Origin of the sequence: Streptomyces hawaiiensis (assembly GCF_004803895.1) — a bacterium.
Classification (GTDB): Bacteria; Actinomycetota; Actinomycetes; order Streptomycetales; family Streptomycetaceae; genus Streptomyces; species Streptomyces hawaiiensis.
In genome coordinates, this window is the sequence record NZ_CP021978.1 from 897468 (window position 1) to 917187 (window position 19720).

Genomic DNA, 19720 nt, shown 5'->3' on the forward strand with positions numbered 1-19720 from the left:
AGGATCTCCCGTGCACGACGTCATAGGGCTGCCTGACAGGCACATCAGACGGTTGGCGGCCCTGGCCGCCCTGCTCATGGGACTGGCCCTGCTGACCGGCCGAGCAGTGTCGCCCGCGTATGCCGCCACCGACACGGCCATCGCCGTGGACGGCACCAGCGGTGGACGCACCTTCGACGGCGTGGGCGCGATCAGCGGCGGCGGCGGCAACACCCGCCTCCTGGTCGACTACCCGTCCAGCCAGCGCAACCAGATCCTGGACTACCTGTTCAAGCCCGGCTACGGCGCGTCCCTGCAGATCCTCAAGGTCGAGATCGGCGGCGACACCAACTCAACCGACGGCTCCGAGGCCAGCTTCGAGCACTCGAAGGACGACATCGACTGCAACGCCGGCTACGAGTGGTGGTTGATGGAGCAGGCCAAGGCCCGTAACCCCAACATCAAGCTCTTCGCCCTGGCCTGGGGCGCCCCCGGCTGGATAGGGAACGGCAACTTCTACTCGACGGACGGGATCAACTACCTGATCGACTGGTTGGGCTGCGCCAAGCAGCACGGCCTGAGCATCGACTACCTCGGCGGCCAGAACGAGAAGACGTACAGCGCCTCCTTCTACGAGAACCTGAAGTCGGCCCTGGCCGCGAACGGCTACACCTCGACCAAGCTGGTCGGCAGCGATGAGACCAACTGGAACATCGCCACCGCCATGAAGACCGACAGCGCCCTGAACAACGCCGTGGACATCGTCGGCGCGCACTATCCCTGCACGTACGCGTCCGCGATGACCACCTGCTCCTCCTCCGCCGACGCCCAGTCGCTGGGCAAGCAGCTCTGGGCCAGCGAGAACGGCTCGGAGAACGCCGAGACCGGGGCGGCCCCGGTCGCCCGTGCCATCAACCGCGGCTACCTCGACGCCAAGATGAGCGCGTACATCAACTGGCCCATGCTGGCCGCCGACTACCAGAACCTCTACTTCCACGACCAGGGCCTGGTCACCGCGAACCAGCCGTGGTCCGGCGCCTACAGTGTCTCCCGCACCGCCTGGTCCATCGCCCAGACCACGCAGTTCACCTCACCCGGCTGGAAGTACCTCGACAGCGCCTCCGGCTACCTCGGCGGCGACCGCGCCAACGGCAGCTACGTCAGCTACGCCGCGCCCGACAAGAGCGCCTGGAGCACCGTCTTCGAGACCATGGACGCCACCGCGTCCCAGACGGTCACCCTCGACATCGCCGGCGGCCTGCCCGGCGGCACCCTGCACGTGTGGTCCACCGACCTGTCACAGCCCGGCGGCGCCACCCCGCGCATGGTGCAGAACAGTGACCTGACCGCCAACAACGGCACGTACACCCTCACCCTGGACCCCGGTCACGTCTACACCGTGACCACCACCACCGGCCAGGGTGCCGGAACGGCCACCTCGCCCGCGCGCAACCGGCTCGTCATGCCCTACTCGGACTCCTTCGCCGGCTACAGCACCGGGCAGGAGGCGAAGTACTTCGCCTCCATGAACGGCGCGTTCCAGGCCGCCCCCTGCACCGGGGGCCGCACCGGCCAGTGTCTGCGCCAGACCGCACCCCAGAAGCCGATCGTCTGGTGGTACCCGGCCACGAACGCCCTCCAGCCCTACACCCTCATGGGCGACGTCGGCTGGAGCAACTACACGGTCAGCTCCGACGTACTGCTGGAGAAGAGCAGCAGCTCCGCAGAGCTCCTCGGCCGTGTCGGCACCCAGACGAAGTTCAGCGCCGGGGGGATGAACGCCTACCACCTGCGCCTGTCCGACACCGGATCCTGGTCGCTGTTGAAGACCGACACCGCCGGCAACAAAGCGTGGAACTGGACCACCCTTGCCAGCGGTACCGTCACCGCTCCCGGCACGGGCACCTGGCACAACCTGTCGCTGACCTTCCAGGGCAGCACGATCATCGCCAAGATCGACGGAAACACCGTCGGCACGGTCACCGACACGAGCTACGGTGCGGGCCTGGCCGGCCTGGGCACCGCCGGCTACTACCCCGTCGAATACTCCAACTTCTCCGTCACCCACGAGCCGGTCAGCGACCTGTCCGGCACCTACAAGATCATCAGCGTCAGCACCGGCAAGGTGCTCACCGCCTACAACGGTGGAACCAGCGACGGCACGCCCGTCGTTCAGAAGACCGACGCGAACAGCGGAAGCCAGCAGTGGAAACTGGCCTACACCAGCGGCGGCTACCTCACCATCACGGGTGTCACCAGTGGCAAGTCCCTCGACGTCAACGCGGCTTCCACTTGGCCCGGCACCCAGTTGCAGCTCAAGACCCCCAGCGGGAGCGTCAGCCAGCAGTGGCTGATCGCCCCGGGCGACAGCGGCAGCTACACCATCGAGTCCCGGTCGAACGGGTACAAGGTGGACGTGTACAAGGGTGGGACCACCGACAACACCCCCATCGACCAGTGGTACACCAACGGCGGCAGCAACCAGCGCTGGAAGCTGGTCAAGGTGGCATGACCGACTGAGCAACCGAGCCCTTGGGTGGGGCAGGCCCGACCCCCGGCCTGCCCCACCCGTGCGCCGGGAGCCATGAGATCCGCCTGCGCTGCTGGGCCCCCGCCGGGGCGACGGGTTGAGCAGCCAGTGACAAGGGCCTCACCGAAGCAGCCGGGCTGCCGCACGGCTCGCTGTCGCATGGCGCCGTCGACTTTCCGGCAGGGGTCTCCACAACGCTGACGTTCATCTGCTCGAAACCTTGACGCACTCGATCACCGCTGGGCACACTGCGCGGAATACGTTTTCCCGATGCGCTCCGAGGGGCAGGCATGACGTTCTCGAAGGCCCGCTGCACATCCGGGAGGGCACTGTGACACAGGAAGCACGGATCTTGGAGCCGCCGCAGAGCTCAGCCCCCGATGGGTGTCCGGCCGGACCAGTGCCCATGTCGTCGCGCAGCCGTTGGTGCGTCCACCGTACGGTCCCGAGCCGCCAGCGCCCCGAGTCGTTACGCGACGTCTCGGCTGGAGGCGTCACGACAGGAGCCGGTACCTCACCACCACAGACGACAAGAAGAGGACAATGACAGCAAACCGAAGACTTGTGTCACGAGCGACAGCCGCCGCACTGTGTGCGCTGGCCGTCGTGCTCGCGTCGATCGTGCTCATCCCCGCGCAACGGGCCTTCGCCGCGGGCACGACGTACTACGTGAGCGCGAGCGGCAACGACAGCAACACCGGAACCAGCAGCAGCACGCCCTGGCGCTCGCTGAGCAAGGTGAACGCGAAGACGTTCCAGCCCGGCGACACCATTCGCTTCGAGTCCGGGGACAGCTGGACCGGGCAGCTGTGGCCGAAGGGGTCCGGCGCCGAAGGCTCCCCGATCGCCATCGACAGCTACGGAACGGGCGCCAAGCCGAAGATCGCCGGCCAGGGCACAGTCGGCGACGCGGTGCGGCTGAACAACCAGCAGTACTGGGAGATCCGCAACCTCGACGTGTCGAACGCGGTGCCCACGGGGACGACCGACGGTTCGAAACTCGGCGACTTCCGCGGCATCGGCGTGCACGGTGACAACGGCCAGACCCTGCACCACTTCGTGATCGACTCGGTGGACGTGCACGACGTCACCGGCGAGGTCAAGTGGGTCGGCGGCAGCACCGCCGACAACAAGCCGGGCATCACCTTCCAGCAGGGCTGGGACCGCTCGAAGGACACCGGCGGCATCGCCTTCCTCACCGGCGTCCAGGACATCACCGCGCCCGGTGCCCCCACGGTCCTCGACGGCATCACCGTGGAGAACTCCACCATCAAGAACACCTCGTTCAGCGGGATCGTCACGAAGCAGTACGCCGGTGACGCGCCAGGTGCCGTCTTCACCGGCTGGGGCAAGCGAGCCACTGCCACCGACTCGAGGTTCACCCCGTACACCAACGTCACGTTCCGCGGCAACTACATCACGCAGGCGAACACGCCCTTCGGCTGCAACGGCATCTACCTCACCGGCGTCAAGGGCGCACTGGTCGAAGGCAACGTGATCGACCGGGTCGGCGTCTCCGGCGTCGAGACCAACATGGCCGACAGCGTCACCGTCCAGCACAACGAGATCATGGGTACCCACCTCTCGTCGGGCGGTGCCGACCAGAATGCCCTGGACCCCGACATCGGCACCACCAACCAGCTGTTCCAGTACAACTACCTCCACGACAACGGCGACGGCATCCTGCTCTGCGCGTGCAACTCCAACGTCCAGTTCGGCAGCGTGGTGCTCCGCTACAACGTCATCACCGGCAGCACGCGGTGGAACCTCCACTTGTCGCAGACGGGCGGCACGGTGGCGAACATCTACAACAACACCTTCGCCAACACCAGTTCGACGAACATGGTGACCGGCGGCGTCTCCGGCAGGGCGACGCTGACCAACAACCTGTTCGTCTCCGGGCAGTCCGCGCCCACGTTCGTACAAAAGTCGACCATCACCTACAAAAACAACGGCTACTCGGACAACCTGACGACCGTGCCCACGTCCGACGCGAACGCCGTGGTCGGCGCTCCGCAGTTCGTGAATGCCTCCGTCACGGGGCCGTACGGCGACGAGAACGGTCCGAGGCTCGGCACGGCGGCGAACTTCGCGCTCCAGTCGGGTTCGGTGTTCGTCGACGCCGGAGCCACGGTCACCGGCAACGGGGGCCTCGACAACGCCGGGTCTCCTGTGCCGATCGGGAACGGTCCGGAGATCGGTGCCTTCGAACGCGGCGCGCCCAACATCGCGTTCACGGACACCTTCGACGGCCTGGCCACGGGCGCGCTCGCCAACGGGACCAACGGGTGGCGAGTCATCTCGACCAACAACGACGTCTCCGTGGTGGAGACGCCGTCCGCCACCGACAAGAGCGTCCGGCTGACCCGCACCATCGAAGGCGGCGGGACCGACGGAACCAACCTCGCCCGGCTCTTCAGCACCCCGATGCAGGGCGTGGTGACCATCGACACGCAGGTGATGCGCAACGACACTCAGGCCGGCTGGTTCGGGCTGCCCTACGTGTACAACGCCAGCGGTGCCCCAGCCGTCAGCGTCGCCTTCGCCCGCGGCCAGATCCACGCGTATCAGGGAACCACGGACTCCGTGATCGGTACGTACACCAATGGCAAGTGGTACCGGGTCACGCTCACCGTGGACACCGTGAACCAGCGCTTCGACCTGGACATCGACGGCCATCGCGTGCTGAACGACGCGGCGTTCCGCACCTCGATGCCGGGGGTCGCGAAGGTCGCGTGGTACTCGAACGGGGGTGAGCGCGGGGCGGTGCACATGGACGACGTCCGGATCTCGCGCGGCACCGGATTCGGCCAGTGAAAGCCAGGGCCAGTGTGGTGGTGTGAGCATTTCGGTAAGTTTGCCGACCCGGTAAGCGCTTCCTCGTCCGCCATGATGCTCAGCTCAGGATGACGTCATGAAAATGAGGAATCGAATCTGCCTGGCCAATATCGGCCAGGCAGATTCGATTGTCGACTGATCAACGTGATGAAATCTGCTGCAGCGTGGCGCTCACCACCGGCACATAGAAAGTGGCGATACCCGCCTCATTGGGATGTGTTCCCGATCCCTCTGTGCCAGGGAAACCGTTGACCAGGTCGTCGAATGTGTACTTCGCACGCTGGGTGTCATCGCGCGTGTCGAACGCGGTCTCTCCGAAGACGTCGGCAACGGCGACGTCCCACTTGCGGCAGGCTTGCAGGGTCGCCTCGCGCAGCGCCACCTGAGTGTCCCAGTCCCGCGAACCGAGCTTGTGGGCGGCGACGTACACGATGCGGGCGGTCGGCCATTTCCGCCCCATGACGTGCAGCGTCTTCTCCAACTCTTCCGCGTAGGTGCTGAGCGTGTACGCGCGGTCCCGGAAAATGGACTGCGCGTCATTGGTGCCTCCGTCGAAGATGACGAAGTCCGGCGCGATGTCGGTCGCTTGCTCGACCTGCGTGAGTATTTGTCCTCCGGAAGCATGCGGGTCGGCGCCTACGGTCGCGCCGTTCCGGGCGAACTTGGTGAGGGACATGCCCTCGCGCTCTGCAACTACGTCCACGAAACTGTGCGGGTACACATGTCCGTACACAATGCTGTCACCGAAGGCATAGACGCTCTTACCTGCCAAACCATTGTTCACATCGTCCTCCTTACGGCTTCGCTATTCGGGTCTGATTGTAGACAGAACATTGACGAGTTGGGCGACTGGCACGTAAATTAAGAGGGATAGAAAGCGCTTACTGTACTGAACTGGAGTGTTGACACACACATGAGCACAACCAACACCGGATTGCCCGGGGGCGTCGCCATCTCGCATCTGTCGGTGTACGACTGGCCTGCCGCCGACGGGGCGTGCGGCGGCACGCCTCACATGCACCTGGCGTGTTCAGAGGCTTACGCCGTCACCGGCGGACGCGGGGCCGTGCAGACGCTGACCGCTTCCGGGTACGAGGTCACTCCGCTCCAGGCCGGCACGGTCGCCTGGTTCACGCCGGGCACCATCCACCGGCTGGTCAACGAGGGTGATCTGCGGATCACCGTTCTGATGCAGAACAGCGGGCTGCCGGAGGCGGGGGACGCAGTCCTCACGCTGCCCCCGCGGTACCTGACCGATCCGGAGACGTACGCCCGCGCCACCGCCATCCCGGCCGACGCGCCCGAGGAGGAGCAGGAGCGCGCCGCTCGGGCCCGGCGGGACCTCGCTCTGGAGGGCTACCGGGCACTTCGGGAGGCCGAGGGGCCACAGGCCCTGGCCGCGTTCCACCGTGCCGCCGCCGCGCTCGTACGGCCCCGCATCGCCGAGTGGCGCGAGCGGTGGCGACAAGGTGCCGAGGCCTCCGCCGCGGCCACCGGGGCGCAGCTCGACTGGCTGGAGCGGGGGGAATCCCCCCACCTCGCAGATGCCGCCGTGAGGTCTGAACAGCCCGCTGCCCGCGGGAAGTTCGGGATGTGTGGCCGGCTCGACGTCTACGCGAACTGAGGGCGATGCGCACCTGAGGACGCGCGGCGTGCGCGGCCGGTTCGGCCCGCACCCACGGCCGGGCCGGATGGGCGGTGCAGGCGCAGGGGACGGACACGGTCCGCCTGCTCCGCGCCCACTCCGGCAGCGGCGCTGGTCACCGCCTGCGGCTGAGACGCCCTGCCGACGGCGGCTCGGCCGTCGACTCCCGCCAGACGATCCGGAACAGGGAGCCCTCAGTCGTCTCGGGCGGGCTGTCCCTCAGACCCGCGATCAGCTTGGCCATGGCCGTACTGCCCAGTTGTTCGAGCTCCACGTCGACGGTGGTCAGTGACGGGGTCATGAACTGTCCGACCCCGGCGTTGTCCCAACCGGTCACGCTGAGGTCGCCGGGCACGTCCCAGCCGCGCTCCCGGGCGCCCCGGACGACGCCGGCTGCGACGAGGTCGTTGGCCGCGATCACCGCGGTCGGCCGCGCATGGCTCGGGAGCGACCGTATCGCCTCGATGCCGGACTCTCCCGACCAGTCTCCGTCGAAGACCCCGACGGATTCGGCCCCGAGGCGTTCGACGGTCTCCAGATAGCTCTGCTTGCGCGCCCTCGCGGAGGCGAACTGCGCGTCGCCCGCCACATGGAGGAACCGGGAGTGACCGAGCGCCACCAAGTGCTCGATCATCCGCACCAGAGGCGTGGCGTCGGCCAGCTGCCCGATGCCTCGCATCTCGTCGTCGAAGTCGGCCGAGATCACCACGGCCGTCCTCTGGTGCAGTTTGCTCTCCACGGCGGGAAGCACGGGAGCGAGGGAGAGGATGCCCTCGTACTGTCCCGAGTCTGCGAGCTCCAGCAGGCGGTCACTCCTCGCGCGTACGCCGCCCCCGGCGCTCACGACATCCACGAAAAACCCTGCGGCCTGCGCCGTCGCGCTGGCACCCGCCAGCATGCGTGAGGGGTTGAAGGCCATGGCGGGCATGAGGATCGCCAGCCGTCCGGTCTTCCGTGTGCGCATCGACCGCGCCACCAGGTTGGGGCGGTAGTCGAGTTCGCGTATGGCCTTCTCCACGCGTTCCAGGGTCGCGGGCTTCAGCCCGCCGTTGAACCGCAGATACCGCGACACCGTCTGGGGTGACACACCGGCGAGCCGCGCCACATCGGTGATCGTAGGCCGTCGTCGCGCTGCGTCAGCGCCGTCCATCCGCTTCCCCCACCTTCCGCCGACGTTCGGTGAAGTCAGAGACTACACACTCTTGACGCAAAAAGTGATCGTTCACTATGGTCCTCGCAACCCGCAAAGTGAACGATCACTTTTTGGGTGACGCGCGGCCCGGGACGGGCCCGCACCACTGTGTGCCGATGCCGCCGCTCAAGGGAGCAGTGCCGTGAGCTCCATCAACGAACTACGCCGGCTGCGCGGGTCCCAAAAGGGCGCGCGACAGCAGAACAAGGCGGCGTTCTTCTTCCTACTGCCATGGTTCGTCGGGCTCTTCGGGATCACTCTCGGCCCGATGCTGGCCTCGCTCTACCTCAGCTTCACCAAGTACAACCTGTTGCAGCCGCCGCAGTTCAACGGAGTCGAGAACTGGACGCGCATGCTCGATGACGAGCGTCTGCACAAGTCGCTCGAAGTTACGTTCAGCTACGTCCTCGTCTCCGTCCCGCTGCAGCTGGCGATGGCCCTCGGGCTCGCCCTGGTGCTGGACAAGGGAGTACGGGGTCTTGCCTTCTACCGCTCCGTCTTCTATCTGCCGTCCCTGATCGGCGGCAGCGTGGCGATCGCCGTGCTGTGGCGCGCGATGTTCGGGACCAACGGCCTTGTCAACGAGGCCCTGGCCCTCGTCGGTGTCCAGGGGCAGGGCTGGATCTCGGAGCCGGGAACGGCGCTGTCGACCCTCGTCGTCCTGAACGTCTGGACCTTCGGCTCCCCCATGGTGATCTTCCTCGCCGGGCTGCGGCAGATTCCGACCTCCCTCTACGAGGCGGCCTCCGTCGACGGCGCGAAGCGCTGGCGCCAGTTTCGCAGCATCACCATTCCGCTGCTGACACCCATCATCTTCTTCAACCTGGTGCTGCAGATCATCCACGCCTTCCAGACCTTCACCCAGGCCTTCGTGGTCTCCGGCGGTACCGGAGGGCCCGCCGACTCCACCCTCTTCTTCTCGCTGTACCTGTACCAGCGCGGGTTCGGCCACTTCGACATGGGGTACGCGTCCGCGCTCGCGTGGGTCCTGCTCCTCATCGTCGCGGCCTTCACCGCCGTCAACTTCTGGGCCTCAAAGTACTGGGTGTTCTACGATGACTGACCGCACCACAGCCGTACCCCCCGCGCTGCCCGCCCCCCGCCCCCACGCGATACGCCGGATCAGACGCGCGGTGCGCGCCCCTCTCAAACACTGCCTGCTGGCTCTCTGCGCCCTGACGATGCTCTACCCCGTCCTGTGGATGGTGGTCAGCTCGCTGCGGCCCAACAACCAGATCTTCCGCAGCGCGGGACTCGCCCTGACACACCCGCACTTCGAGAACTACAGCAACGGCTGGAACGCCTTCTCCCAACCGTTCAGCCACTACATGATCAACTCAGCGATCGTCGTGACCGGCGCGATCCTCGGGAACCTCCTCGCCTGTTCCCTGGCCGCATACGCGTTCGCGAGGCTGGAATTCCGGGCGAAGCGCGTCTGGTTCGCCGTCATGCTCGTCACCATCATGCTGCCGATCCACGTGATCATCGTGCCGCAGTACGTCCTGTTCTCGGAGCTCGGCTGGGTCAACACGTTCCTGCCCCTGATCGTGCCGAAGTTCCTGGCGACCGACGCCTTCTTCATCTTCCTGATGGTGCAGTTCATCCGGGGCATCCCGCGCGAGATCGACGAGGCCGCACGGATCGACGGAGCCGGGCACGCGCGGATCTTCTTCTCCCTCATCCTCCCGCTGATGGTCCCGGCGCTGGCGACCACCGCGATCTTCACCTTCATCTGGACCTGGAACGACTTCTACACCCAGCTCATTTATCTGACCGACCCGGACATGTACACCACGCCTCTCGCGCTGCGCACCTTCGTCGACCAGCAGACCGCGACGGACTGGGGCTCGGTGTTCGCCATGAGTGTCGTGTCGCTCGTACCCGTCTTCCTCGTCTTCCTCGCTGGACAGCGCTTCCTGCTGCGAGGCATCGCGACCACCGGCGGCAAGTGACTGCGGGGGCTACTGCCGGACATGCGGAGGCGACCGAGTCATGACCACTCGGGAACACCGCAGCCATCAACCTGACCCACCCATCAGGCACAGGAGAAGCACATGAAAGCCAGCCCCTTCAGACGCGTCGCGATCGGAGCGGTCGCCTCACTCTCGCTCGCGCTGACCGCCTGCTCCGGCAGCAGCACCGGATCCGCTCCCGACCTCAGCGACAAGCCGGTCACCATCCGCGCCACCTGGTGGGGAGCGGACGCCCGCGCCCAGCTCACCGACGAGGTCATCAAGGCGTTCGAGAAGAAGTACCCCAACATCACGGTCAAGGGCCAGTACAAGGACTGGAACGGCTACTGGGACGCCCTCGCCACGACGACCGCGGCCAAGGACTCTCCCGACGTCGTCCAGATGGACGAGCTGTACCTCGCGTCGTACGCCGACCGCGGAGCGCTGTACGACCTCGGCAAGGCCAAGAAGCTCCTCAGCACGTCACAGTTCGACGACCAGGCCCTGGCCACCGGACAGGTCAACGGAACGCAGTACGCGCTTCCCGTCGGCGTCGGCGTCCTGTCCATCCTTGTGAACACCGACCTGTTCAAGAAGTACGGCGTGAAGGTTCCCGACGACAAGACGTGGACGTGGGACGACTACGCCAAGATCGGGAAGGAGCTGACGGACAAGAGTGGCGGCAAGATACATGGTGCGGCCGGCGCACCCGGCTTCTCCGCCGGCGATGTCAAGTACTGGGCTCGTCAGCACGGTGAAAACCTCTTCGACAAGGACGGCAACGTCTCGTTGAAGCCCGAGACGCTCGCCGGGATGTGGAAGTACGGTCTGGACTTGACCTCCTCGGGGGCCAGCGTCAAGGCGTCGACGATGGTCGAAGACCTGACCGCGGGTGTCACCGCCGGCAGCTTCGCCACCGGCAAGGCGGCCATGATGGGGGTGTACAACACCCAGATCACCGCAATCCAGCAGGCCACGGGCGCCCAGGTGCAACTGCTGCAGATGCCCCGCGTCGGCAACACCAAGGCGAACTTCTTCAAGCCCTCGATGTACTGGGCGGTCTCCAGCCAGAGCAAGCACCCGGCCGAGGCAGCCGCGTTCGTCAACTTCGTGCTCAACGACCAGAGGGCCGCCGACATCCTCAAGACGGAGCGCGGAATCCCCGCCAACAAGGAGATGCTGAAGCACCTCCAGCCGACTCTGGCCGGGACCGACAAGGCGGCGGCCGACTACATGAACGCCGTGACCCCGGGTGAGTCGCCGGTCGTGACCCCCAACGGCGGAAGCGGCATCGAGCCGGAGCTGCAGCGCTACAGCCAGGAGGTCTACTTCAAGAAGACCTCGCCCGACGCCGCCGCGAAGGCCTTCATCAAGGAGCTCCAGGGCGAGATCGACGCCGCCAAGTGACCTCCTTCCGGGGGCCGTCGCCGCTGCCCACGGCCCCCGGGAGCCCCACGAGAAGTGGGTCAGGAAACCAAGAGAGAGAAAACACCCATGCCCAGCCCCCGGCCGCCGTACCGCGTGGCCATCATCGGCACCGGCGGTATCGCCCACGCTCATGCCGAAGCCCTCACCGAACTCTCCGAACGCGCCCGGCTGGTCGCCGTCGCCGACCTCGACCCCACCCGTGCCGCCGAGTTCGCCGACCGATTCTCCGTGCCGCACGTCTTCAACGACCCGCAGGCTCTGCTGGAGAGCGAAGACCTCGATCTCGTACACATCTGTACGCCCCCGCAGACCCACGTACCGCTGGCAACCACGGTGATGCGGGCCGGCGTCACCGCCTTGGTGGAGAAGCCGACGGCACTGAGCCTGCACGAGATGGACCAACTGGCCACGGTGCAGGAAGAGACCGGCTCCAAGGTCCTGACCGTCTTCCAGCACCGCTACGGCGCGGCGGCGGTACGCCTGCGCCGGCTGGCCGGCTCCGGCGCACTGGGCCGGCCACTGGTCGCCACCTGCGAGACCCTCTGGTACCGGCCCGACGCGTACTTCGAGGTGCCGTGGCGGGGTCGCTGGGACGTCGAGGGCGGCGGCCCCACGATGGGACACGGCATCCACCAGTTCGACCTCATGCTGTCGGTCCTCGGCCCCTGGTCCCAGATCACCGCACTCGCCGAGCGCCAGGCCCGGCCCACGGACACCGAGGACGTCTCGATCGCCGCCGTCCGGTTCGACAACGGGGCCCTCGCCACGGTGGTCAACTCCCTGCTGTCCCCCCGGGAGACCTCGCGTCTGCGCTTCGACTTCGAACACGCCACGGTCGAACTCGAACACCTCTACGGCTACCGCGAGGAACACTGGCGGTTCACGCCGGCCCCCGGCCGCGAGGATCTCTCGGACCTCTGGACCGACGGTGACGAGCCGGACGTCCCGAGCGGCCACAGGCTCCAGATCGAGGCCGTGTTCGACGCCTGGGAGACCGGAAAGGAACCCGGCGTCTGTCTGCAAGACGCGCGCCGCACGCTGGAGTTCGCGGCGGCGACGTACGCCTCCGCCTTCCGCGGTGTCCCCGTCGCCGCGGGCGAACTGACCGACGAGGACCCGTTCGCGCTCAGCATGGACGGCGGCGCCGTGCCGTGGGAACCGGTCAAGGAGGCCCTCGTATGAACGCTCTTGAGATCCGCCACGACCTGGGTACCTCGGTCACGGTACGCGACGGCGGCACCGAGTTGTTCCGCTACGTGTACCAGCCGGACACCGTCCAGCTGGAATCGCCCAAGCCCTACATCCACCCCCTGCGCACCCGGGCCGGCAAGGTGGTCAGCCTGTTCCGTCCCCACGACCACGTGTGGCACAAGGGCATCGCCTGGTCCCTGCCCCACGTCGGCGAGGAGAACTTCTGGGGCGGTCCCACGTACATCCACGGACGCTTCTACGTCCAGCTGGAGAACAACGGAACCCAGGCCCACCGCCGAGTGGTCGACCTGGACAGGACCGACGGAGCGGCGACGTTCACTCACGATCTGGACTGGACCACCCAGTCCGGCGCGCTCTTCTTCACCGAACGCAGGACGCTGCGAGCGAGCCTGATCTCCCCGCACGCCTGGGCGTTGACGTTCGAGACGCGGATGACGAACGTCTCCGGAACGGCCGTCGCCATGGGATCGCCGACCACCAAGGGACGGGAGAACGCCGGCTACGGCGGCCTGTTCTGGCGTGGCCCGCGGTCATTCACCGGCGGACATTTCGTGACCGAGGAAGGCATGGGTGGCGACGAGGTCCGTGGGCGGCGCATGGAGTGGATGGGCTTCGCGGGCCGCCACGACGAGACGGACGCGCAGTCGCTCGTACTCATGCTCGACGACACGGCCAACCCGAGTCACCCGCCGCAGTGGTTCGCCCGGACCGAGGAGTTCGCCTGCCTCAACCCGGCACCGTTCTTCAGCGAGGAGCTGACCGTCGAGGACGGTGCGACCGTGCGGTTCCGCTACGGCGTCGGGATCGCCGATGCCGACGCGAGCGCGGCTCCCGCACTCGCCGACGCGGTACGCCGGGTGCTCACACCGTCGGGTACGCCGTCCGCACATGCCGCAGAATCCTCTGCAGGGCGCTTCGGGACGGAGTGATCCGCCCCTGCTCGCTGTGCAACCCCCCGGCGTGCACTCCCCGCTCACCAGGGAGTGCACGCCTTCTTCACTACCCCGGCTGCTGCGATCGCCGTAGCCGCAAGTGCCTGCGAACGTCAGCGAGGCAGTACCAGACACGTACGAGCACGATGGCGGCCCTGATTGTCCGCTCGAACGCAGGACGGCCCCCGCCTGTGTCACTTTTCGCCCCAAGTAGTTCCAGAACCTCGTTGACGTTGCACTGGGTCGATTCTGTCCAGGCCGCCTCCACTTCGCCGTAGTGGCGAGTCGTCACGAAGGGCGACGGCCAGCACCTCGTTCTTGCCCGACCCGGCGCTGAGGAACAGCCCCTCGACGACCACCACATTGACGATGACGAACGCCCAGATCGCCCAACGCGCCGCGGCCCCGCAAGCACGGTGCCAAGGACGATTGTTCGCTGCCGTCACGCTCCCAGTACACCGGTGTTACACACCTGGGCGCTGCCGGGGCGCCTTCGCCTGCGCGCGGAGATCCCGCCTGGTGGAGCAATCGCGGCGGAGCTGCACCCGGCGATTTCACAACCGTTACAGTGGTGCCGACCCTGTCCACCGCGTCGGAGCCGACCTTGCCGAACCTGTCCCACCTCGAGAAGATCTTCTCCGACGAGGGTGACGGTGCCGCCGGCCCCATGCGGTCGCCCGGCTGGCAAAGCGACGTATCGCCGCAGGGACTCACGGTGACATTGATCGCCGACTACACGTTCCCCGTCCGGGCGTGGTTGCCGTCGGCGGCGATCGTGGCACTGCTCGGAGAGTTCAACGTGACCGCGGGTGCCGCCCGTACGACGATCAGCAGGCTGATGCGCCGAGGGGTGCTGGAGAGCAGCCGGCAAGGGCGGTACAGCTCCTACCGGCTGACATCGCAGGCCGCCGTCGATCTGTGGAGCGGCGCCAGTTCGATCGCCACCTTCACCACCCAACCCGACTCATGGGACGGTCGGTGGACACTGATCGCCTTCTCCGTCCCGGAACAGGAGAGCACGCGGCGGCGCGCGCTGCGCACCGCGCTGCGGTGGCGCGGATTCGCGCCGCTGTACGACGCGCTCTGGGTGTCGCCTCATCCCCTGACCCCCAAGGGGCGGATCGAGGTGGCCGACCTGGCGCGGGGAGCGGTGACCGTGTTCCGCGCACGGCAGGAGGAACTGGACACGGAGGCCGACCGCAACCCGGTCGAAGCGTGGGACCTGCCCGGCATCGCCGAGCACTACCAGGCTTTCATCGACCGCTGGAGCGGCTTGCTTGCGCACATCAGCACCGACCGCGTCACCGGTGCCGACGCGGTGCGCGCACGGACCGAGGTCATGCACGCCTACCGGCACTTCCCCATTCTGGACCCGCTGCTCCCCATCGGTCTGCTGCCGCCCGGCTGGCCCCGCTCACGGGCGCGGGAAGTCTGCGTCGCGGTGTACGACGGCCTGCTCCAGCCGGCCCAGGACCATGTCCGCTCCGTAGTGACCAGATTCGCGCAGGGGCCGCACCCCGACATCAGGGCCCATACGATCGCCGGCATGAGTGCGGGTATCGGCCACGGCTGACGGCAGGCCGCCGCGAGTGTGATCGGGCGGGCTTCGAAGGCGTCACACCGTGCCTCCAGCGCCTGCGATCTGTCGAATCCGCGTCGAAGACAACAGAGTTGGGCGCCAATGATTGACAGATCGGCACCCGATCGGGAATGTACCTGTTGCAAGAGATGTGGGAACGCTCCCAGAGGTGCAGCACACGACGAGTGGAAGGAGAGGCACACCCCTGCTCCGCTTCCGCAGAATCAACACCTCCCCATCAGACGGGCGGGCAGGTGGGCGCGGAGGGCCGCTCCCACAATGAGTCACGGTTCGGCCGGTGTTCAGCGGCTCGCCGCGTCTCTGCCAGCAAGGCCACACCACGCCGATGACCACCACGGGCAGGACCGGAACGTCCTCCACCGTGCGCGATTCGCCGACCTGACCACCCCCACGACCACTCCCCCCACCACCAGGGTCAGCCTCACCGCCGCGGCATCACCGACGTCTCTTCCCGGCGCCTGACCGAGCAGCGCTCCGCACACCCCCCACACCAGGAGTCTTCATGACCATGCAACGGCGTAGCTTCCTGACCCTGAGCGCGGTCGGAGCCGCAGGCGTAGGCATGTCCCTGCTCGGCACGGGCCAGGCAGGTGCCACCGCGCGGGCGGGAGCTCCGACCCAGCGGTTCGCGGTCGGCGTGCGCCAGTACGCCTGGAGCCGCGGCAGCCGCCGGTGGACCACCTACGTCTACTACCCCGCCACCGGCGCCCCCGGCGGCTCCCCGGTCACCAACGCCCCCGTCGCCCAGGGCGTCTTCCCGGTCTGCGAGTTCATGCACGGCTTCAGCAGCAGCCCGCAGAAGTCCCTGGCGATCATCCGCCCCCTGGCCGAGGCCGGCTTCATCGTCCCCGCCCCCCACTTCGCCGACCTCAGTGGCCAAGACGTCTACAACGGCAACCAGTCCAAGGACGTCTCCGAGGTCATCACCCGGACCCTCGCCCTCAACACGGCGAGCGACCCGCTGGCCGGCCACCTCAACACAGCAGTCGGAGTCGGTGTCTCCGGCCACTCGATGGGCGGCATGACCACCCACGGCCTGCTCACGGCCTGGCCGGACGCACGGATCACCGCCGCGATCCCCATGTCCTGTGTGGACATGGGCAACCCGAGCCCGTCGGTCCGCACCAAGGTCCTGTTCACGCACGGAGACCGGGACGGAACGTGCCCGATCTCCTCCGCCCGCCAGGCGTACCGGGAACTGCCCGCCGCCAAGGCGTTCCTGACCTTCCGCGGCGCCGGGCACAGCAACTACTTCGGCGACTCCCGCACCGTCAACACCTCCGTGGACTGGATGCGGTGGAGCCTCTACGGCGACACCGGGGCCCGCGACCGCCTTAGCGCCGACGCCGCATCCAGCACGACCACCTGGGAATCCGCCCTGAGCTGAGGAGCAACCAGGCATAGCCCGGGTGCGCGGGTCTGCCGTGATCGCCGCGCATCCGGACCGTGCAGGGTGCGTGGCCGCCCACGGACGCCCGCGAGGTCAGCCGCCGCGCACTCGACTGTGTTCGTTTCCAGGCCAGCGTGGGCACCACCGCCCGAACAGCGGGCGGCTCCGGCCGCTCCCACTCGTACAGATAGGTCCACTTGGGGGTCCGACACCCTCAAGGACGCAAGAGAGGAAAGTTCATGGTTTCACTAGCAGGGAAGATCAGAGTCATTTTCCTTGCCGTCCTGTTGGCAGTTGCCGCATCTGTGTACGGCGCGGCGCATCAGGCATCGGCCGATACCGTGGCACAGTCAGGCGCTTCGCAGATCGTGGCCGACATGGGCGCGGGTTGGAATCTGGGGAACCAACTCGAAGCCACCACCAACGGATACCCCAGTGAAACAGCGTGGGGCCAGCCGACGGTATCGCAGGCCCTCATCGACAAAGTAAAGGCGGCGGGGTTCAAGACGATCCGGATCCCGGTCTCCTACCTGGGATACATAGGGTCCGGCCCGAATTACACGATCAACGCCGCCTGGCTGAACAGAGTCCAAGAAGTCGTCAACTATGCCTATAACAGGGGCCTGCATGTACTGATCAACATGCACGGCGACGGGTACAAGAGCGTCAACGGCTCCTGGCTGATCTGCGATTCCCCCTCCCAGGCGACGATCAAGGCCAAGTACGAGAAAGCTTGGCAGCAGATCGCGAACAGGTTCAAGAACTACGACCAGCGCCTGATCCTCGAGTCCATGAACGAAGAGTTCGACGGGCAGTACGGCCGTCCGACCCAACCGTGCTACTCAAACATCAACAGCTACAACCAGATCTTCGTGGACACCGTGCGCAAAACAGGCGGCAACAACAGTTCGAGGTGGCTGCTCGTGGCCGGCTGGAACACGAACATCGATTACACCGCCGGGAATTACGGCTTCGCGCTTCCGTCCGACCAATACCGCTCCCCCTCCATTCCCGCGAATGAGCGGCGGATCATGATCTCCGTTCACCACTACAGCCCGTGGGACTTCGCCGGGGAGGAGAGCGGCACCATCACGCAATGGGGCCGAGCAGCGACCAACCCGTCGAGGACGTCGACCTGGGGACAGGAGGACTATCTGGACGCGCAGTTCAAGACGATGCGCGACGTATTCGTCACGAAGGGGTATCCGGTGGTGGTGGGCGAATACGGCGCCATCGACAAGTCATCCTTCGATTCGTCGAACAACAGGTATCGCGCGGACTTCGCACGGGCCGTCGCGGCCACCGCCAAGAAGTACGGCGCGGCCTCCATCTACTGGGACAACGGTGCAACCGATCGGTACGGGTTCGGGCTGTTCAACCGGCGCTCCCTCACGATCACCCAGCAGGGCATCATCAACGCCATCATGACCGGCGTCAGCGGCAGTGTCGCCGCCTCCGGCCTTCCGTCCGGCACGTAGCAGGACCCGAGTCCCGGCGACGGGTACATACCTCTACATACCTCGTGGGCGCGCAGTTGGGCCGAGTGGTGATGCCACACGGTGTGCGATCTCGTCAACTGCGCGTCGACCAGCCGGAGAAGCTACGCTGCTCCGCATCTGGGAGCACGTTTGACAAACGGAGGACAGCGATGTCTTCACGTGTATCGACCGATGAGGAGGTGTCTGCCGGGCTGGCCGGTGTGTCGCGCTCAGGAGTTCTGCGGTCTCTCAGAGCCCGGCTCAATCCGGAGGACATCGGCCTGCCCTCATACGAGCGGCGGTGGGTACCCGGCCTGCGGCGCGAGGAGCTGGCGGGAGTGTCATACGCGTACTACGCACGCCTGGAACAGGGCTACAGCGAAACCATGTCGACCGAGGTGATGGCCGCCGTGGCCCACGCACTGCGTTTGGCCGAGGAGGAACGGGACCATCTGATCCGGCTCGCCCAGCCCGACCGGAACCGCACACCGCTGTCCAGCTCAGTGACTGTTCGGCAGCGCGACGGTGGGGCGGGGTGGCGTAGGCATCTTGCTGCCGATGAAGGAGCTGGGGTGCGGGGGGCTGGTTGTAGGCAGTGTTCTGCCAGGCCAGGGCCGTGCGGTACTGGGTGTCGTGGAGGATGGTCGTGATCCGCGTATTGGTCTGGTACGGCGTGGAGTAGATCCGCAGGGCCGTGTTGTCGGACGTCGGCCAGATGACTTCCTCGCGCCAGTCGCCGAGGATGTCGCCGGACAAGGACGGCGTCGACGGTGCCGTTGTCGGAGTGGACCCCGGCGCCGGTGAGCAGGCGGGTGTCGGCCGGAGGTGCCGTACTTGTCGATGTCGGTGCCGTCGAGGAGTTCGCGCGTAGTGTCGCCGTCCCACCACGCCAGGAAGTTGCTGGGTCGGGCTTACGACTGGCGACCACCGCGCCCTTGGGGTTGCGGACGCCACTCACGAGCGACGACCACGACTCTGCGCCCGCGCTGCCGGACCAGATGTCACCGGACACGTCCCGGCCGTTGTCACCGCCGGCCGGGGTGGACCAGAGGACTTGGCCGGTCCTCGCGTCCGCCATCCAGGAGGACGGCTTGGAGCTGTCCTCGTCGACCTTGAACTCCTCCAGACCCGGCCGGGGCGGGTCGAGGTCGCCCACGTGCATCGCGTCCGGCCCCGGTCGAGGCGTTCCACCTGCCGCGCGGTCGCGGCGTGCGCGGTCTGCGGTATTCCGGTGAGTGCGGGAAGGGTCAGTGCGGTGGCGGCCGTCAGGCCGCCGAACAGCCAATTGTTTGACCTGCGTTGGAATCGCCATGGGCGCAATGCGGTGCGCGGACGCCGGTGCGGGACGGTCACTACGACCTCCGGTGTTGGGGGTATGAAGATCGCGGGGCAGGCGGTCCAACCACAGATGTGGGAACGTTCCCATTCGCTGGGAAGATAGATGTTCACTGATGGCCCGTCAAGCATTCTGTTGGGCTTTTCTGTTCACGCATGTTCGGATGCGAGTCAACGAGATGTTCCGTGCGCAGCCTCGCCCCGTCGCT

General features: G+C 66.8%; 13 protein-coding genes and 1 pseudogene. 11 read left to right on the plus strand and 3 right to left on the minus strand.

Going from position 1 to position 19720, the window contains the following annotated elements; genetic code table 11:
- Window positions 1-10 precede the first annotated feature (10 nt).
- The gene (locus CEB94_RS04215; protein ID WP_246111710.1) at window positions 11-2491 is read left to right on the plus strand and encodes an RICIN domain-containing protein; all 2481 of its coding nucleotides are present in this window, start codon (window positions 11-13) and stop codon (window positions 2489-2491) included.
- A gap of 582 nt (window positions 2492-3073) precedes the next feature.
- Window positions 3074-5326 (plus strand): right-handed parallel beta-helix repeat-containing protein, encoded by a 2253-nt coding sequence (locus CEB94_RS04220; RefSeq protein WP_246111711.1) that lies wholly within the window; start codon window positions 3074-3076, stop codon window positions 5324-5326.
- A 160-nt stretch (window positions 5327-5486) separates the two neighbouring features.
- Here the strand turns inward: CEB94_RS04220 and CEB94_RS04225 are convergent, their stop codons facing one another.
- Window positions 5487-6131 carry an SGNH/GDSL hydrolase family protein gene (locus CEB94_RS04225; RefSeq protein WP_175430876.1) on the minus strand — a complete coding sequence of 215 codons (645 nt, stop codon included), beginning with the start codon at window positions 6129-6131 and terminating at the stop codon, window positions 5487-5489.
- A 129-nt stretch (window positions 6132-6260) separates the two neighbouring features.
- On the opposite strand from CEB94_RS04225, the gene CEB94_RS04230 reads away from it, so the two are divergent.
- Window positions 6261-6971, plus strand: a complete 711-nt coding sequence (locus tag CEB94_RS04230) for a cupin domain-containing protein (protein WP_175430877.1) — start codon at window positions 6261-6263, stop codon at window positions 6969-6971.
- A gap of 136 nt (window positions 6972-7107) precedes the next feature.
- Here the strand turns inward: CEB94_RS04230 and CEB94_RS04235 are convergent, their stop codons facing one another.
- The gene (locus CEB94_RS04235; protein ID WP_218945888.1) at window positions 7108-8097 is read right to left on the minus strand and encodes a LacI family DNA-binding transcriptional regulator; all 990 of its coding nucleotides are present in this window, start codon (window positions 8095-8097) and stop codon (window positions 7108-7110) included.
- Between the two features lie 238 nt (window positions 8098-8335).
- Between CEB94_RS04235 and CEB94_RS04240 the strand changes: the two genes are divergently transcribed.
- From CEB94_RS04240 to CEB94_RS04275, 8 genes are all read left to right on the plus strand, one after another.
- Window positions 8336-9247, plus strand: a complete 912-nt coding sequence (locus CEB94_RS04240) for a carbohydrate ABC transporter permease (RefSeq protein ID WP_381106598.1) — start codon at window positions 8336-8338, stop codon at window positions 9245-9247.
- Complete coding sequence (locus tag CEB94_RS04245; RefSeq protein WP_175430879.1) at window positions 9240-10136, plus strand: carbohydrate ABC transporter permease; 897 nt, start codon at window positions 9240-9242, stop codon at window positions 10134-10136. Before CEB94_RS04240 ends, CEB94_RS04245 begins: the two co-directional genes overlap by 8 nt.
- 102 nt (window positions 10137-10238) lie before the next feature.
- Complete coding sequence (locus CEB94_RS04250; protein ID WP_175430880.1) at window positions 10239-11543, plus strand: ABC transporter substrate-binding protein; 1305 nt, start codon at window positions 10239-10241, stop codon at window positions 11541-11543.
- Between the two features lie 87 nt (window positions 11544-11630).
- A complete protein-coding gene (locus CEB94_RS04255; RefSeq protein WP_175430881.1) occupies window positions 11631-12746 on the plus strand; it encodes a Gfo/Idh/MocA family protein in 1116 nt (371 codons plus the stop codon).
- The gene (locus tag CEB94_RS04260; RefSeq protein WP_175430882.1) at window positions 12743-13705 is read left to right on the plus strand and encodes a DUF6807 domain-containing protein; all 963 of its coding nucleotides are present in this window, start codon (window positions 12743-12745) and stop codon (window positions 13703-13705) included. The genes CEB94_RS04255 and CEB94_RS04260 overlap by 4 nt, the downstream gene beginning before the upstream one ends.
- Window positions 13706-14279: 574 nt before the next feature.
- On the plus strand, window positions 14280-15281 hold the full coding sequence (locus CEB94_RS04265) for a PaaX family transcriptional regulator (protein ID WP_246111712.1): 1002 nt from the start codon (window positions 14280-14282) through the stop codon (window positions 15279-15281).
- 529 nt (window positions 15282-15810) lie between these two features.
- Window positions 15811-16695: an alpha/beta hydrolase family protein gene (locus tag CEB94_RS04270; RefSeq protein WP_175430884.1), complete on the plus strand. Its 885-nt coding sequence runs from the start codon at window positions 15811-15813 to the stop codon at window positions 16693-16695.
- Window positions 16696-16937: 242 nt separating this feature from the next.
- Complete coding sequence (locus CEB94_RS04275) at window positions 16938-18176, plus strand: glycoside hydrolase family 5 protein (protein ID WP_175430885.1); 1239 nt, start codon at window positions 16938-16940, stop codon at window positions 18174-18176.
- Window positions 18177-18437: 261 nt separating this feature from the next.
- Here CEB94_RS04275 and CEB94_RS42160 read toward each other — a convergent pair.
- Window positions 18438-19602 (minus strand): annotated as a pseudogene (locus tag CEB94_RS42160) (rhamnogalacturonan lyase family protein).
- Window positions 19603-19720 lie beyond the last annotated feature (118 nt).

Coding starts and splice junctions, on each gene's coding strand:
- CEB94_RS04245 (WP_175430879.1), top strand. CDS start 9,240: ATGACTGACCGCACCACAGCCGTACCCCCCGCGCTGCCCGCCCCCCGC.
- CEB94_RS04260 (WP_175430882.1), top strand. CDS start 12,743: ATGAACGCTCTTGAGATCCGCCACGACCTGGGTACCTCGGTCACGGTA.
- CEB94_RS04250 (WP_175430880.1), top strand. CDS start 10,239: ATGAAAGCCAGCCCCTTCAGACGCGTCGCGATCGGAGCGGTCGCCTCA.
- CEB94_RS04275 (WP_175430885.1), top strand. CDS start 16,938: ATGGTTTCACTAGCAGGGAAGATCAGAGTCATTTTCCTTGCCGTCCTG.
- CEB94_RS04255 (WP_175430881.1), top strand. CDS start 11,631: ATGCCCAGCCCCCGGCCGCCGTACCGCGTGGCCATCATCGGCACCGGC.
- CEB94_RS04230 (WP_175430877.1), top strand. CDS start 6,261: ATGAGCACAACCAACACCGGATTGCCCGGGGGCGTCGCCATCTCGCAT.
- CEB94_RS04270 (WP_175430884.1), top strand. CDS start 15,811: ATGACCATGCAACGGCGTAGCTTCCTGACCCTGAGCGCGGTCGGAGCC.